This window comes from Noviherbaspirillum sp. Root189 (genome assembly GCF_001428545.1).
Classification (GTDB): Bacteria; Pseudomonadota; Gammaproteobacteria; order Burkholderiales; family Burkholderiaceae_D; genus Noviherbaspirillum.
Map to the genome: position 1 here is coordinate 15,197 of NZ_LMHZ01000030.1, position 14,884 is coordinate 30,080.

The 14,884-nt window shown below is 58.3% G+C and carries 13 protein-coding genes; 4 read left to right on the forward strand and 9 right to left on the reverse strand.

Annotated elements, in window-relative coordinates; all coding sequences use genetic code 11:
• The first annotated feature begins 16 nt into the window (after positions 1–16).
• The 4 genes from ASE07_RS17610 (at position 17) to ASE07_RS17625 (ending at position 4,799) form a co-directional block, all read left to right on the forward strand.
• Entirely contained in the window at positions 17–1,159 is a 1,143-nt protein-coding gene (locus ASE07_RS17610; protein WP_057292146.1) for an acyl-CoA dehydrogenase family protein, read from the forward strand.
• A 26-nt stretch (positions 1,160–1,185) separates the two neighbouring features.
• On the forward strand, positions 1,186–2,148 hold the full coding sequence (locus ASE07_RS17615) for an NAD(P)H-dependent flavin oxidoreductase (protein WP_057292147.1): 963 nt from the start codon (positions 1,186–1,188) through the stop codon (positions 2,146–2,148).
• Between the two features lie 305 nt (positions 2,149–2,453).
• Positions 2,454–3,692, forward strand: a complete 1,239-nt coding sequence (locus ASE07_RS17620) for a CaiB/BaiF CoA transferase family protein (RefSeq protein ID WP_235548513.1) — start codon at positions 2,454–2,456, stop codon at positions 3,690–3,692.
• 120 nt (positions 3,693–3,812) lie between these two features.
• A complete protein-coding gene (locus tag ASE07_RS17625; RefSeq protein ID WP_057292148.1) occupies positions 3,813–4,799 on the forward strand; it encodes a Bug family tripartite tricarboxylate transporter substrate binding protein in 987 nt (328 codons plus the stop codon).
• Between the two features lie 692 nt (positions 4,800–5,491).
• Here the strand turns inward: ASE07_RS17625 and ASE07_RS28160 are convergent.
• The 9 genes from ASE07_RS28160 to ASE07_RS17665 form a co-directional block, all read right to left on the reverse strand.
• Positions 5,492–5,725 carry a transposase gene (locus ASE07_RS28160; RefSeq protein ID WP_082584236.1) on the reverse strand — a complete coding sequence of 78 codons (234 nt, stop codon included), beginning with the start codon at positions 5,723–5,725 and terminating at the stop codon, positions 5,492–5,494.
• A gap of 505 nt (positions 5,726–6,230) precedes the next feature.
• Positions 6,231–7,769 carry a 3-hydroxyacyl-CoA dehydrogenase PaaH gene (gene paaH / locus ASE07_RS17630; protein WP_057292149.1) on the reverse strand — a complete coding sequence of 513 codons (1,539 nt, stop codon included), beginning with the start codon at positions 7,767–7,769 and terminating at the stop codon, positions 6,231–6,233.
• A 67-nt stretch (positions 7,770–7,836) separates the two neighbouring features.
• On the reverse strand, positions 7,837–8,955 hold the full coding sequence (locus tag ASE07_RS17635) for a CaiB/BaiF CoA transferase family protein (protein WP_057292150.1): 1,119 nt from the start codon (positions 8,953–8,955) through the stop codon (positions 7,837–7,839).
• 1 nt (position 8,956) lies between these two features.
• Positions 8,957–9,613: a 3-hydroxyacyl-CoA dehydrogenase family protein gene (locus tag ASE07_RS17640; protein WP_057292151.1), complete on the reverse strand. Its 657-nt coding sequence runs from the start codon at positions 9,611–9,613 to the stop codon at positions 8,957–8,959.
• A gap of 3 nt (positions 9,614–9,616) precedes the next feature.
• Positions 9,617–10,492 carry a 3-hydroxyacyl-CoA dehydrogenase family protein gene (locus ASE07_RS17645; protein ID WP_057292152.1) on the reverse strand — a complete coding sequence of 292 codons (876 nt, stop codon included), beginning with the start codon at positions 10,490–10,492 and terminating at the stop codon, positions 9,617–9,619.
• A gap of 7 nt (positions 10,493–10,499) precedes the next feature.
• Complete coding sequence (locus ASE07_RS17650) at positions 10,500–11,666, reverse strand: acyl-CoA dehydrogenase family protein (protein ID WP_057292153.1); 1,167 nt, start codon at positions 11,664–11,666, stop codon at positions 10,500–10,502.
• A gap of 23 nt (positions 11,667–11,689) precedes the next feature.
• Entirely contained in the window at positions 11,690–12,430 is a 741-nt protein-coding gene (locus tag ASE07_RS17655) for an SDR family NAD(P)-dependent oxidoreductase (protein ID WP_057292154.1), read from the reverse strand.
• A 4-nt stretch (positions 12,431–12,434) separates the two neighbouring features.
• Positions 12,435–13,202 (reverse strand): enoyl-CoA hydratase/isomerase family protein, encoded by a 768-nt coding sequence (locus ASE07_RS17660; RefSeq protein WP_057292155.1) that lies wholly within the window; start codon positions 13,200–13,202, stop codon positions 12,435–12,437.
• A gap of 22 nt (positions 13,203–13,224) precedes the next feature.
• Positions 13,225–14,883, reverse strand: coding sequence for a class I adenylate-forming enzyme family protein (locus ASE07_RS17665; protein ID WP_057292156.1), 1,659 nt, complete (start codon positions 14,881–14,883; stop codon positions 13,225–13,227).
• Position 14,884 lies beyond the last annotated feature (1 nt).

Below are 14,884 nucleotides of genomic sequence, written 5' to 3' on the forward strand. Positions count from 1 at the left end.
TTTTTGGAGGCATAACATGAGTTTTACACCGACTGAAGATCAAAAAATGCTGCGCGAGGCGATTGAGCGCCTCGTCCAATCCGAATGCACGCCGTCAAAAGTGCGTCAATGGGACCGCGACGGTGTCTTCCCCGAAGACGTGTATGCTAAGATGGCAGAGGCCGGTTTCGTGTCGATGGTTGTCCCAGCCGAATACGGCGGCATCGGCAGCCCGATGTCCGATTGCATCATCCTTTTCGAGGAAGTGGCCAGGCCCGCCGTTGACTTCGCCACACGCATCGGACTCCAGGGATGGGGCGCAATGATCCTGGCGGATTTCGCGGAAGAAGAACTCAAGCGCGAGATCTTGCCGCGCGTGGCCAAGGGCGAGCTTAAGCTTTCGTTCAGTCTCACGGAACCGCAGTCCGGCTCCGACGCCGCTGCGCTTACTACCAGCGCACGGCGGGACGGCGATGATTGGGTGCTCCGGGGCCAGAAGGTGTTTTCCAGCGGCGCGCATGCGCCAGACAACATGATTGTCGTTGCAGCCCGTACCGCGAAGGGCAAGACCAGGCACGAAGGCATCTCGCTGTTCCTGGTACCGAACGACTTGCCGGGCCTGACGATCCGTCGGCTCGACGTCATCGGGCGCCGTGTGCTCGGACTGACGGAAATTTTCTTCGACGATGTCAGGATCCCAGGGCATTACCTGATTGGCGAAGAAGGAAAAGGCTGGGGCTATGTCGGACGCCACTTGGAGCGCGAACGCATCACCTTGGCGGCGAATTACCTCGGCAGCGCGCGCAGCGCACTAGACGAAGCACTGGCGTATGCCAAGGAAAGGCAGCAGTTCGGACGACGGATCGGTGAATTTCAAGTCATAGCGCACATGTTGGCGGACATGGCGACCGAAATCGAGGCCGCACGCTGGATGACAGCAATGGCAGCCTGGCGCTATGACAGTGGCCTCCCTTGCCGCAAGGAGGCCAGCATGGCCAAGCTGTTTGTCTCCGAGATGCTGCAGCGCGTGACGGCAGCCGGCATGCAGATCCTAGGCGGCCATGCCTACACTACCGATCACGACATGCAGCGCCATTGGCGCGATGGGCGCAATGCGACGGTGGGCGGCGGCACCTCCCAGATCCAGCGGCAGCTTATCGCCAGAGAGTTGGGACTATGAGTACGGCGTCGATGCACATACCGCCCATGGACAGGATCGAGACCCGAGCAACCCATGCGCTCAACATCCGCTATCCGATCGTCCAGGGCGGATTGGCGCGCATTGCCAAGGCTGAGCTTGCGGCAGCAGTGTCCAACGCCGGCGGCATGGGGCAGATCGCTGTGGCAGGCCTGTCCGACCCTGATGTGCTGCGTGCCGAAATTCGCAAGGCCAAGCGCCTGACGCAAGCGCCGTTCGGGGTTAATTTTCCCATTGGGCACCTGAAGATCGATGCTTTACTCGATCTGACGATTGAAGAAGGCGTGACAGCAGTATCCTTCACGGGCGGCAATCCTCAGCCATATATCCGGCGGCTTGAAGGCACGGACACTCGAGTGATGGTGCTCGTCTCCGGGCCAGAGCAGGCACAGAAAGCCGAACAGGCAGGGGCGCATGTCGTGGCAACGGTCGGTTATGAAGGAGGAGGTCATATCGGGCGTTCAGACCTGACGACCATCGTGGCGATCCCGCTTGTCGTACGCGCCGTCGGAATACCGGTCCTTGCCGGCGGAGGCATTGCCGACGGCGCAGGCCTCGCGGCCGCACTCGCGCTCGGTGCAGACGGTGTCGAAATCGGCACACGATTCATCGCGGTGAAAGAGGCCTTTGCCCATGACAATTACAAAGACGCGGTCGTTCGCGCGAATGCGTCGGACACTGTCGTCGTTAAGCGTTCGCTTGGGACGCCGGGCAGGGCATTGGCCAATGCGTGGACAGAACGTATTCTATCCGCGGAAGCAGAGGGGCAGTCGCGCGAGGCGATTTTCGAGATGGTGAAAGCCGACGCGAACGAGCGCGGTGTCTTCGGTGGAGATATGGAGAGCAGCCTTGTGTGGGTAGGCCAGGCTGCCGCCATGGTGGACGACGTGCCAAGCGCAGGAGAGTATGTCGAGAGAATGGTTGCCGAGGCCAAGGCCGCAGGCAAGAGGCTTGCAAGACTGCTTGGGTAGTATTTTTGAATCAGTGGTAGGACCATAGGCAGGAGAGCCGGGTCGCAGACATGGCACCCTGCCGACACTGTTTTTTGTGCAGACACCAAACAAAGCGTATGCAACAACGACACTCTATGCCGCTGTGTACGTAACGCATCCACGGTCTTGATCGAGAAGCCGCTTGAAACCAAGGCTTTTCACATGTTTGCGCTGGCACGTCGATTGCATTGCCTTTACCGAGGCAAATTTCGATCTGAGCCATTGCCGCTTCGGCGCTCGCATTACTTCGAAGATTTATGGAATTAAACGAGCGGCGATGAGCATTGACTTTCGAGTTTGATTACAACCTAACTTCAATCATTCATATATTCGCTATGCCTGGTCCGTTATCTGGAATTAAAGTTATCGATCTCACTTCGGTCGTGATGGGCCCCTATGCAACCCGGATCTTCGGGGACATGGGGGCGGAAGTCATTAAGGTGGAAAGCCCGGATGGTGACATCATGCGCCACATGGGCGCTGCGCAAAGGCCGACGATGGGACCGATCCATGTGTCGGTGAACCGCAACAAAAAGAGCTTGATGCTCGACCTGCGCCAGGAGGCTGCACGATCAGCGCTGCTTCGCGTGGTGCGTGATGCCGATGTATTCGTGCATGCGATGCGCCCGGATGCAATTGAAAGGCTTGGCCTCGGTTACGACGTGATTCGGGAGGTCCGCCCGGATATCGTTTACTGTGGCGCCTATGGATTCGGCAAGGCGGGCCCCTATGCACAGGATCCGGCTTACGACGACATGATTCAAGGTGTTTGCGGAATGGCATCAATCAACCGGCATCTCGCGGGGGAGCCACGGTTTACGCCGACAATCTTGGGCGACAAGGTCGCCGGTTTGACCATTGCACACAGCGTGCTGGCTGCATTATTCCACCGCTTACGGACCGGCGAAGGGCAATTCTTGGAAGTGCCGATGTTCGAGACGCTGGTTTCTTTCATAATGGTCGAGCACCTCTGGGAGCGGGCCTTTGATCCTGTAAATGGCGTAGCCGGCTATCCGCGCGTGATGAGCCAGTTGCGAAAGCCCCATCGCACCAGCGACGGATACGTTTGTGTTCTTCCCTATACGGACCGCAACTGGCGTGACTTTTTTGAACTTGCCAAGCGGCCGGATCTTGCCGCCGATCTCAGGTATGCAACGGCCACCTCGCGTAGTTCGAACTATGAAACCCTGTACGCCGTTCTGGGCGAAATCATGGCGCAGCAATCCACCGAATTCTGGCTGACGCATTGCAAGCCGTTAAGCATTCCGATCGCTCCGGTCAATAGTCTCGAGGACCTGTTCACCGATCCGCACCTGCGCGCTGTGGGTACATTTTTTCAGGCCGAGCATCCCGATCTCGGCGCCATCACGCAAGTTAAGAGCCCGGTGACTTTCAGCCAAACCCCAAACGAGGTGCGAACCCTTGCACCCAAGTTGGGGGAGCACAGCAGAGAGGTGCTCTCGGGCGCGGGCTTGTCCGACGAAGAGATTAATGCTCTAGTGGCCCGCGGTGCCACACTTTGATATTTTAGACGAAGCACCGGGTTTGGTTTTGGCGTCAACATTCATATTGAAAATCGAGTGTGTAGTGAAACTAGCCGCCGGAATTCAGTTTCACATTTTTTTTAAAACAGTGAGAAAATAATGAACATAAGAACATTAAAAAAAGCGATTGGTACAGCCTTGCTCTGCCTTTCGTGCGTTATGCCTTTCGGCGCTGCCGCGGCAAGCGATTATCCGATCCGTCCCATTCGATTGGTCTGCCCTTATGCTGCGGGTGGATTGACCGACGTGCTCGCCAGGGTATTGGCAAAGCGATTGTCGGAGCGCATCGGACAGCCCGTGGTTGTGGAAAATCGCACCGGTGCAGGCGGCATTATCGGCGTCGATGCAGTGGCCAAATCGCCGGCGGACGGTTACACCATCGTACTAGTCGCGCAAGGGCTGGCAAGTGTGAATGCAAGCCTGCACAAAAACCTCCCTTATGACACCTTGCGTGACTTCGCGCCGATATCACTGGTTTCGACGTTCTCGCTGGTCTTTGTGGGCAATCCTGAACTGCCGCCCAAATCGATGGAAGAATTCATCGCGACGGCGCGTGCGAAGCCCGGTAAATTGGATTACGGATCTGCGGGCAATGCCTCGACCTCGCATCTGATGACCGAATTGCTGAAAGATCAAGTCGGCATTGATGTCGTTCACATTCCCTTCCGTGGAGAATCGGCTGCGTTTACCGAATTGATGGGAGGGCGCTTGACCGGCATGTTTGCCACTCTCGGCGGCGCATTGCCGTCCATCCAGTCGGGCAAGCTCCGCGCCCTTGCTGTGGCGACAAAGGAACGAAACAGCCTGCTTCCGAATGTTCCGACGGTCTCGGAGTCCGGCGTACCGGGATTTGAAGTCTTAGGATGGTACGGAATCCTGGCACCGATCAATGTGCCAAAACACATTCGTGATCGTCTCAGCAAGGAATTCATGGCCATGGCCAAGGAGCCGGAAATGCGTCAGATGCTGGCGTCTCGCGGTATGGATTCGGTTGGCAGCTCGCCAGAAGCGTTCAGCAAAATGATCAAGTCCGAGACGGAACGCTGGCGCCAAGTGGTAACCAAAGCAAAGATTCAGGCAGACTGAAAAGGAACTTCCTTGACATTGCCTGCCGGCGTAGAAAAACGCTCCGGCCAGGCTGTCTCACCAGAGACCAGGGCTAGCTCCTTGGCCAGCTTGGCGATCGTGGGTGTTATTACCAGCACCCACGCATTGTAGTCCTGTAAAAGTTGATTTCGGCAAGGCGCAGGAGGAGCTAATAGCGGTGCTATTGACGACGAGTGCAGCACCGCCAGACGGAAAAAGATACGATTTCATCTTACGTATTGGTTATTAAAACTGATTTTATAAATACCTTCGGATCAGAAACATGGCAAGGGCAAGTTGAACAAAGGCATTGCGGTCCGACGCAACGGTCCCATCGGGTAATCGCACGCTTAAACTTATTGAGCCATGCGAAAGTGCGTTCAATTTTTCAGCGTCTGGCGTAACGCCGCAGCGCTCGCCTGTCCTGCGTTACTGCTTTCTTCCGGCTTCGCTTATGCGGCGCAATCAGTTCAATACCACGCTGTGCCAGCCTTTGATCGACCGGATCACTGTCGTAGGCGCGATCCCCAATAAGTCGTCGGGGTCGTCCCACAGTGACGCCATCATCGATGGTAGGCTCGACAAGGGTAACGAAATAACGGCTAGCAGAAGCCGTGTGCACGGCGAGTGAAAGACCTTAAACGTCTGCAATAACCAAGAGCATCAAAGCTTTGTCCAGCTTCTTCCAGGTGTCAGGCCAGCGCTTCTGGTAACTGCCGCATGACGCTGGCTTTCACCCAGCGACTAAAGCGTCTGAAGCAGGTCGAACCGGAAAGAAACCGGTCAGGTAGATCGGCCCAGCGCGCACCGGCACGCAATACCAACAAAATGCCATTGAGTACCACCCGATCACTATGCACTTCGGGTCGTCCACGGCCATCAGGTCGCCGTGCTGTCACGGAAATAATCGCTCTAGTAGTTCCCATTGCTCATCGGTAAGCTCTTCTCTTCGTGACGTGATGAAAATTCTGCTGGTCCGAAAAAGAGCATCGACTACCTATTTATGGAACAAGTTCTCATTATATCCGAGTGCGACAACGTCCCCTTCAGCACCGCCTTGCGGTACCCATGCAAATGGAACACCAACTCGCATTATCTAGATCGATCCTGACGATTGCTATGCCCACCTCTCGTTATGAAATGCGGTGGCCACGCGTTGCTTCACCACCAGCGTATCCAGCTTCGAAGGTGGGGGAGTCCATGACATTAGCGCTAAATTATCATCGAGGACTTGGTATCCGCCGTGATTCACCCTGCAAGGCGGAAGTGACCTTACGGCGCGCGCTCCATGTTCCATCCGAAAATTAGGGAGCGCCCGGCCACTAGTTAAGTTTGATGATTAAAGAAATGCAGGATGCGCAAGTGCATCCTGCAACATCATTTGAATGACTTGCCGCGCCTTCCGCCATGTGACGGAAAGTCTGGTCATCATCAAATTCTGCCGTGAAACCTGCTGCCGCTCCACATATGCTGGTGGATCAGTGGCGAAACGCGATAACGGTCTTCGCCGTAGCTCATGGAAAGGTTGCGCAGCACACGTGCCAGGTAGTTCGCGCCGAGTTCATCGGCCCAGGCAAGGGGGCCTCGCGGATAGTTGACGCCTTTGAGCATTGCGGTGTCTGCTGCGCGGGCGTCGCACACCCCTTGATTTACTGCGTCAGCCGCTTCATTGGCCAGCATCGCAACCGTGCGCATGACTGCCATGCCCGGGACGTCGCCGAGCCGCGACACTTCGTAACCGCATGCTTGCAGCAGACCGACAACAGCCTGATAGGCTTCAGATGAGCACTGCTGGGCAGGGCAGAGCGCTAATCTCTTGGCCTTGCCGTAATCCAGTGCCAAGTCGAGAAGAACCGTGTTCGCAATGCCGATTTCGAAAGCACGTTGCGTGGCGCTGCGGCCGTCAGTGAGATAGAGCACTGCTTCGCCGCATTCCAGCAATGCACCGTCCTTTCGACTCGCCGGTGCGTTGACGACCTGCACTCCGCCTGCGGCGGCACGGGCGGCGATGGCGTCGATCACCGATCCCCGCTCACTGATAATCATATAGGCTGGCGCCGGTACTGTCGCTTCGTTGCGCGGCATCGGCGGCTGGCTGCCGTCCCCGTAACTATAGAAACCGCGTCCCGATTTTCGCCCGAGGAAGCCTGCATTGACCAGTTCCTGCTGCACGAGCGAGGGTGTAAAGCGTGGATCGTTGAAGTATGCTTGGAACACCGATTGCGTCACCGCAAAATTGACGTCATGTCCAATCATGTCCATCAGTTCGAACGGGCCCATGCGGAACCCGCCCGATTCGCGCAGGATGGCATCGATAGTGGCGGCCTCGGCAGCCTGCTCGTTTAGCAGGCGCAAGGCTTCCGCGTAATACGGCCGCGCTACGCGATTGACGATAAACCCCGGTGTTGAGCGCGCATATACCGGGCTCTTTCCCCACGCCGCAGCTGTGTCATGGACTACTTGTGCGACGGCAGGATCGGTGGCAAGTCCACTAATAACTTCGACCAACGCCATCAGCGGCACTGGGTTGAAGAAATGCATGCCGACAAAACGCCCGGCGAGACGCAGTTCGGCAGCAAGGGAGGTAATTGAGATGGATGAGGTATTGGTCGCAAGTATGCACTGTGCATCGACGATTGCCTCGAGTTCGGCAAACAGGCGCCGCTTCACGTCAAGGTTTTCGACAATCGCTTCTACCACCAGACTTGCGTCGGCCAGCTCGGAGAGCGAGGTGGCCGGCGAAAGACGCTGGCCGGCTTCTTCAGCCTGCGCTGCCGTCATTCGCCCCTTCTCCACGAGCATATTGAATGTCTTGCGGATGCCGGTGATGCTTTTGTCGATGGCTTCTGGCCGTGTGTCGTACAGCTTGACCGGATGACCGGCGGCGGCTGCCACTTGCGCAATGCCGGAACCCATTGCGCCGCTACCGACGATCGCCACGACGGAGGATTCTTTCAGTTGGTATGTCATTCTTTCTCCTTGCTGCTCAGGCCGTGATGCAGACCCAGCTGCGAATTCATTCATATGGGATCCTGGTTCATCCGATCCCGAAATCGCGGTTTCCTTCGCCCAGCGCCGGAAAGCCCTTGCTGACTGCGTCGTCGCGAAGTCCATTCACTACAGGCACAGGTAGGGCAGCGATGCGCTTTCCTTGGCTTTCCAATTCTCGAGCAAACAGGCCGCGTGCCCGGAAATGCGCATCCTGCATGGCTTCCTGCACGGTCGCCATGATGGTGCAGCAGACGTCTTTGTCTTTGAAACGCTCGCGCCAATGGTCGGCAGTGTGCGTCCGGATAATTTCCTGGATGCGCTTCTTCACCGCCTCGGGGTTGGTGCTGTCGTCGAGCAATTCTCGCGGCGCTCCGATTGTTTCAATGAAGTTCGACCAGAATTTGTCTTCCAGTGGCGCGGCGGCTAGGAACCTGTTGTCCGCGGTGCGGTAAATTTGGTAGCGCGGCGTACCACCGGTCACGAGGTCGCCCCCGGATGTCGGCCATTTGCCAGCAACCTGCCCGTTGCCGAGTGCCCAATAGAGGAGGGGAAACAAATTGTCCGCCATCGCGATATCCAGTTTGCAACCCTTGCCCGTGCGATCGCGCTTGCGCAGCGCGAGCAAAATGTTGACGACAGCCGGATAGGAGCCGCCGGCGATATCGGCAATGAGTGCAGGAGGTAGCACCGGAGCGCCGTCTGCGCCGGCGGACAGGCCGAGCATGCCGGACTCGGCAACGTAATTGAGATCGTGTGCCGCCACATCGGCGCGTGGTCCGGACTGGCCGTAACCGGTGATGGCGCAGTAAATGATTTTTTCATTGATCGCCGACAGTGCGTTGTAACCCAGACCTAGACGATCCATGACGCCCGGTCGGAACTGCTCGACCACGATGTCGGCGCTCTCGATGAGACCGCGCAGCTTGTCGACGATGCCGTTTTCCTTGAGATCGATCGCCAAGCTGCGCTTGCCACGGTTGAGCATCGCGAAGTTGACGCTGTCGCCGCCAAACTTTGGGACGTAGCTTCGCATCTCGTCACCCCGGCCGGGCCGTTCGATCTTGAATACTTCCGCGCCGGCCTCCGCCAGTATCAGCGTGGCCAGCGGGCCCGGAAGAAGCGTGCTGAAGTCGAGGACCCGGACCCCCTCTAATGGCAGCGTCATGTCAGGCGCTCTTCTTCTGGGCGCGCATCTTCGCTACGCGTGCCCGGCGAGCGGGTGCATAGGGCGTCTCACCCAGAGCTTCGAACAGGGCGCTTGTCACGTCAAAGTGATGCTCAATTCCGGTCCGCTCAAGCAGCGCAATCGGTCCCTCCGGGTAGCCAAGTCCCAGGCGCAAAGTGAGGTCGAGGTCGTCCGCGGTGGCCAGACCCTCGTCCAAGCGGCGTAATGCGGCATTGTAGTAGGGGCGTACCAGGCGGTCGATGATACGGCCGGTAACGTCGAAACATACCGCGACCTTGAGTCCCGCGCCTTCTAGCACCTGTTTCGCAGCGTTAATGGTGGACTGCGGAGTATTGGGCTGGCGTACCAGCTCAACCAAATTTGACGGCTCCGCGTCGCCGAGGCGGAAGCGGTTAAAACCGAGTACGTTTGATCCTTCGTTGCCGCGGCTTTCGCCGGTATGTACGCCGAGGGATTCGTTTCCGAGTTCAATCAGGATCGCTGCTTTCTTATCGGCGCCTTGTATTTTCGCCTGAGCGTCGCCCGCCTGTTGTCCGAGCAGGATGACGACCTCGCCATCTGCTGCCGTGCCTTGTAACAGGGCGTGCGGTGTCGGGAAGGAACGGCTGTTTCCGGTATCAATGATGGAATAGTTCATGTGTCAGCTCCCAAACATGGCATTGCCTTGATATGTATAGAAACCGCGGCCGGACTTGCGGCCGAGGTGACCGGCGGCGATCATGCGCTTGACCAGCGGCGGGCATGCTGTTCGAGGCTCATTCGTAATTCCGTACATCGCCTCGCACAGCAATAGCTGCGTGTCGAGGCCGACCAGGTCGAGCAACTCCAGCGGACCCATCGGGTAGCCGAGACCCTCCTTGATCGCGCGGTCGATATCGGCCGGCTCCGCAACGCCGGCTTCAACCATGCGGATCGCATCGTTGTTGAACGGGACAAGGAAGTAGTTCAGGATAAAGCCCGGATTGTCCTTGGTTTTCACCGGTTTTTGCCCCAAGGCTTCGCATGCAGTCCACGCCTTTGCCAAAGTTTCTTCCGAGGTGTTAAGGCCGGGCGACATTTCGACCAACTTCATTAACTGCGCCGGCAGGCAGAAATGCATGCCGACAAAACGGTCGTCGCGTCCCGAACCGGCGGCGATCTCGGTAATGGACAAGGTCGACGTATTGGATGCGAAAATCGTGTGCGGCGGGCACACTTCATTGAGCTTGCCGAACAAGTCATGCTTGACGCGCAAATCTTCGAACACCGCGTCGATCACCAGGTCGCATGACCCCATGTCGCTCAGGCTGGTTGTTAGAACGAAGTTGTTGACGCTCGCTGCAGCCTGCTCTTCGGTCAGCTTGCCACGCTGTACCGACTTCGCAAGAAAATCCTTGGTCTGCTTCAGCGCGCGGTCCAGCGCGTCCTGGCGCGTGTCATACACGACGGTACGGAAGCCGGCGCGGGCTGCGACGATGGCAATGCCAGCGCCCATGGTGCCGCAGCCGGCAATACCGATGGTCTTGATTTCACTCATTAAGTCCTCACTTTTTCAAAAAACTGCGTCCGATCAACTGACGGTGCACCTGATTAGTTCCTTCCCAGATCTGAGTGATCTTGGCGTCGCGCATCAGCCGTTCGACGCGATAGTCGCAACAATATCCGTAGCCACCGAGCAGCTGCACGGCGTCCGTGGCGATGCGCATGGCCAAGTCGGAAGCGCGCATCTTCAGCATCGATGCCTCGATACCGAAATCGGTCGCGCCGGCATCGACCATCGCTGCCAGGCGCCAGAGCCAACCCTCGCACATTGCCAGGTCCGTCGCCATGTCGGCGAGCATGAACTGGATGCCCTGGAACTCAATGATCTTTCTGCCCGACTGCTTGCGTTCATTGATGTAGGTCACCGCGTCTTCGAAGGCGGCGCGCGCGATGCCTAGCGCATGCGCAGCGACGCTGGGACGCGACTTGTTAAGCGACGAGAACAAGATGTGCAGGCCGTCGCCCGGTTCCTTGATCAGGTTGGCGCGTGGAACACGGCAGTTGTCGAAGGAAATGGCCGCTGTGGTGGACGCGCGATGCCCCATCTTGGTTTCGGTGCCAACCACCGACAGGCCGGGAGTCTCTTTTTCCAGCACCAGCACGGAGATCGACTGCCTGGGATCTTCAATCTCGCTCCACTTGCCGAACAGGATATAGAGGTCAGCGACGTCGCCGTTGGTAATGAAGACCTTGCCGCCTTGGATTACGATGTCATCGCCGTCCGGCGTGAACTTTGTGCGCATGCCCAAGGCATCTGAACCGGCGCCCGGCTCGGTGATTGCCAACGAGGCTAGGCCACCTGCCGCCATGCGTGGCAGGAAGCGCTGCTTCTGGTCCTGCGTGCCAAAGTCGATCAGCGGCTTGATCGCGTGGAAATTGGTTGCCCAGATGATGCCGGTAGAAGCGCAGGCCTTCGAGATTTCCCGCACGCAGGCCAGGTAAGCCGAATAGGACAGGGGTGCCCCGCCATACTCTTCGGGGATGAACATGGCGTTCAAGCCGAGGTCGTTAATGGCCTGAATGTTTTCCCAGGGGAATTTGCCGGTCTTGTCATAATGCTCGGCCTTCGCAGCGATCTGCTCCTGTGACAACGTGCGGACGGCGTCCAGCAGTATCCTCTCTTCTTGATTCAGGGATACCGCGAAATCGAGCCGTTCGAAAATGTTCATGTGCTTGCCTTTCTAACGAAATTTTAGTGGGCGATGCCCTGTGCGCCGTCGATATAGATGGTTTCCCCGGTCAGGAAGGACGTGTCAGTTGCATAGAGCGTTGCAACGACGTTGGCGACTTCCGCGGAGGTGCCAGGCGTGCCGCGTGGGATGCGCTTTTCCAGGTAGGTGCGCAGCGGCCCGGATTCCATCGCTTCCTTGTTGAGGTCGGTGACGATATAGCCCGGCGCGACATTCATGACGTTGATGCCCTTGCTGGCCCATTCGACCGCCAGGCAGCGTGTCATTGCCGCCACGGCTGCCTTGGAGGCGCAATACGCCAAGTTGCGCTTGACCCCCATCTTGTCGAAGAAAGAGCCAATATTCACGATTAGCCCGCCGCCAGCTTCGAGGAATGGATACGCACATTGGCTAGCAATCAGCACAGCCTTGGCATTCGTGTCGAATACCGTGTCGTAGTCTTCCAGAGAAAACGACTTGCTTGGACCTTCTAGATGGATGCCCGCATTATTGACCAGTCCGACCACGGGATAGCCGAGTGCCGCGATCTGGTCGAACGCGGCCCGCATGCTGTCCGGGCGGGTGACGTCACAGGAAAATGCTTTGCAGCGGTCGGTGAGTAGTGCGCTGTCGCCCATTGCTGGCAGGGCACCGCTGCGCGACAGGCAGGCTATGCGATAGCCGGCGCGCAGCAGAGCCGAAGCAATAGCGGCACCGATGCCGCGGCTGCCGCCAGTGATGATGATGATCCCGTCTTTGTTCATGGGCTTATCGATCCTTGAAAATGGGTTGACGTTTGGCGAGGAACGCCGCCATCCCTTCGTCGGCATCCTCCGTGCAGTAGGCCAGCGTGGACAGGTCGGCCTCGATCTTGAGTCCTTCCTGCAGCGGTGTCTGCAGCGCTCGCTGAACAGCGCCGCGCGCCAGGCGCGACGCCAACATGCCGAAGCCGCTGAATTCACGGGCGAAAGCAATTCCCGCTTCAACCGGGTCGCCTTCGACCAGGCGATTGACCAGCCCGATGCGATAAGCTTCCTCCGCCGGCACCGTGCGGCCGGTAAGGATTAGCTCCATCGCTCTTGCTTCGCCGACCAAGCGCGGCAGGCGCTGCGTCCCGCCGTAGCCGGGAATCAGTCCAAGCTTGATTTCCGGCAGGCCCATTTTTGCGTTGGGCATCGCCAGCCGGAAGGTACAGGCTATCGCCAGTTCCAGTCCGCCGCCGAACGCGAAACCGTTAATGACGGCCACCGAAGGCATTGGCAGCGTGTCGAGCTTGGCAAACGTGTGCTGGCCGATTTCGGAACCTCGTTTTTGCGCCTCGAGGTCGCGTCCGGTCAATTCGGTGATGTCGGCACCGGCGCAGAAGGACTTGGGACCGGCGCCCGTGATGATAAGTGCGCGGCAGCCCGAGTCGGCTGCTTCGTCCAAAGCCATTCCGATCTCCTGGATCAGGGAAAAACTAAGCGCGTTCAACGCTTCCTGGCGATCGATCGTCAGCAAGCAGAACTCGTCTTTGCGGCTTAGCGTGATGGGCATTTTCAGGTCTCCTTTGGTTTCATTACCGGCCGCCGGTCCAGCGTACCGGCGTGGGGGCGATGCGTTTCTGCTTGACCCATTCCATCAATTCGCGCTTGAGGATCTTGCCGCTGGCGGTGAGCGGGAATTCCCGCATCGCGATGTAGTACTCCGGCATGTCGAACTTGGATAGACCGGCGTCATTCAGGTGTTGTAGCATCGCGTCGCCGTCCAGTTCGATGTTGTGGGCGAGGATGACGGCCAGGCAGACTTTTTCGCCGAGCCGGTCGTCGGCAACCGAAAAAGCGGCTGCCTTTAGCACGGCGGGATGCGTGATTGCGCGATCCTCGATGCTCGAGGGATAAATGTTGTGGCCGCCACGGATAATCAAATCTTTTTTCCGACCGACAATGACCAGACAGCCGTTTTCATCCATCCGGCCGAGGTCGCCGCTTAGGAACCAGCCGTCGGCGTTGAAGCACTTTTCCGTTGCGGATTGGTTGTTAAAGTAGCCGAGCATCAGATTGCCACCGCGGCTGCCGATTTCCCCCACTTCGCCTGGCGCTACTTCCACGTTGGGATTGTCCTGAGTCCAGAGCTTGACTTCGAATCCGGCGCAGGCGCGCCCGCAGGTGCCGACGATGGTGTCAGCGCCGTCCGAGGGGAGCGTGTACTGGTGCGAGCCGTTCTCGGTCATGCCGTACACATTCTGCGGCGTCACGCCACGAGACAGGAAGGACTGCGCCGTTTCCGGCGGAATCGGCGAGCCGGCCATATAGAAGACTTTCACCTGGCCCAGCCCCTCCAGGCCACGCTGTTTGGCCTCGGCCAGGATGTCCATCGCGTGGGTAGGCACGCCCATGACATAGGTGGCGCCAGTCTCCAGGATCCAGTCAAGCGGCTTCATGCCTTGCGGGACATCGTTGAGCACCATTTCGAAGCCAGCTGCAAGCGCCTGTTCCAGACCGACCGTCGCGATATGGTGGCTGACCGGGGACAGCGATAGCAATATCGTGTTCGCATCGTGATGCCAATCCTTGACCATCGCCCGACCGTTTGCAAGCAGCGTGTTGTCACTGTGCATGACCGCCTTGGGAAGCCCGGTCGTGCCGGAGGTGAAGGCTAGGTAAGTGACCTTGTCCGGATTAAGATTCGCAGCCTGGACGGGCCGGCGGCCGGCGTCAGGTCTAGGGAAGTTGCCTTCCTGCGCCTGCGCTTCAAGTGGCGGTAGCCACCATGCACGCCGCATGCTCGCCACCGTGGCGATCGAACCAGGCGCATCCGCTTGAGCAGCATCTGCGCCATAACCTGTCTGGCCGAAAAAAGCTTCGGACTCGATCCGGTTCAGCAGCGTAACAATCTCTGCGACGGTGTAGTTCTGGTGAAGCGACGCATTGCAGACGTAGCCGTTGCGCGAACATGCCAAGAACACGATGATGGATTCGACGCGATTGGGCAACCACACGGACACCCGTGAACCATTGCGCAGGCCGGCATTCTCTAGGTCGGCGGCGACCGCGTCGGTCCATGCCAGCAGGGCAGACCATGTGATACGGCGGCTGCGGTCGCGCAGCGCGTAGGCGTTGGGACGCTCCGCGGCATGTTGCGCCAGCAGCGTATACAAAGTGTCCTTCTGCCAGACGCCGCTTGCATACAAGGCTGCGGCCTTGCCCGGATCGTGCAGGGTGAGGATGGTAGTCATG

Coding starts and splice junctions, on each gene's coding strand:
- ASE07_RS17610 (WP_057292146.1), top strand. CDS start 17: ATGAGTTTTACACCGACTGAAGATCAAAAAATGCTGCGCGAGGCGATT.
- ASE07_RS17615 (WP_057292147.1), top strand. CDS start 1,186: ATGGACAGGATCGAGACCCGAGCAACCCATGCGCTCAACATCCGCTAT.
- ASE07_RS17625 (WP_057292148.1), top strand. CDS start 3,813: ATGAACATAAGAACATTAAAAAAAGCGATTGGTACAGCCTTGCTCTGC.
- ASE07_RS28160 (WP_082584236.1), bottom strand. CDS start 5,725: ATGGGAACTACTAGAGCGATTATTTCCGTGACAGCACGGCGACCTGAT.
- paaH (WP_057292149.1), bottom strand. CDS start 7,769: ATGACATACCAACTGAAAGAATCCTCCGTCGTGGCGATCGTCGGTAGC.
- ASE07_RS17635 (WP_057292150.1), bottom strand. CDS start 8,955: ATGACGCTGCCATTAGAGGGGGTCCGGGTCCTCGACTTCAGCACGCTT.
- ASE07_RS17640 (WP_057292151.1), bottom strand. CDS start 9,613: ATGAACTATTCCATCATTGATACCGGAAACAGCCGTTCCTTCCCGACA.
- ASE07_RS17645 (WP_057292152.1), bottom strand. CDS start 10,492: ATGAGTGAAATCAAGACCATCGGTATTGCCGGCTGCGGCACCATGGGC.
- ASE07_RS17650 (WP_057292153.1), bottom strand. CDS start 11,666: ATGAACATTTTCGAACGGCTCGATTTCGCGGTATCCCTGAATCAAGAA.
- ASE07_RS17655 (WP_057292154.1), bottom strand. CDS start 12,430: ATGAACAAAGACGGGATCATCATCATCACTGGCGGCAGCCGCGGCATC.
- ASE07_RS17660 (WP_057292155.1), bottom strand. CDS start 13,202: ATGCCCATCACGCTAAGCCGCAAAGACGAGTTCTGCTTGCTGACGATC.
- ASE07_RS17665 (WP_057292156.1), bottom strand. CDS start 14,883: ATGACTACCATCCTCACCCTGCACGATCCGGGCAAGGCCGCAGCCTTG.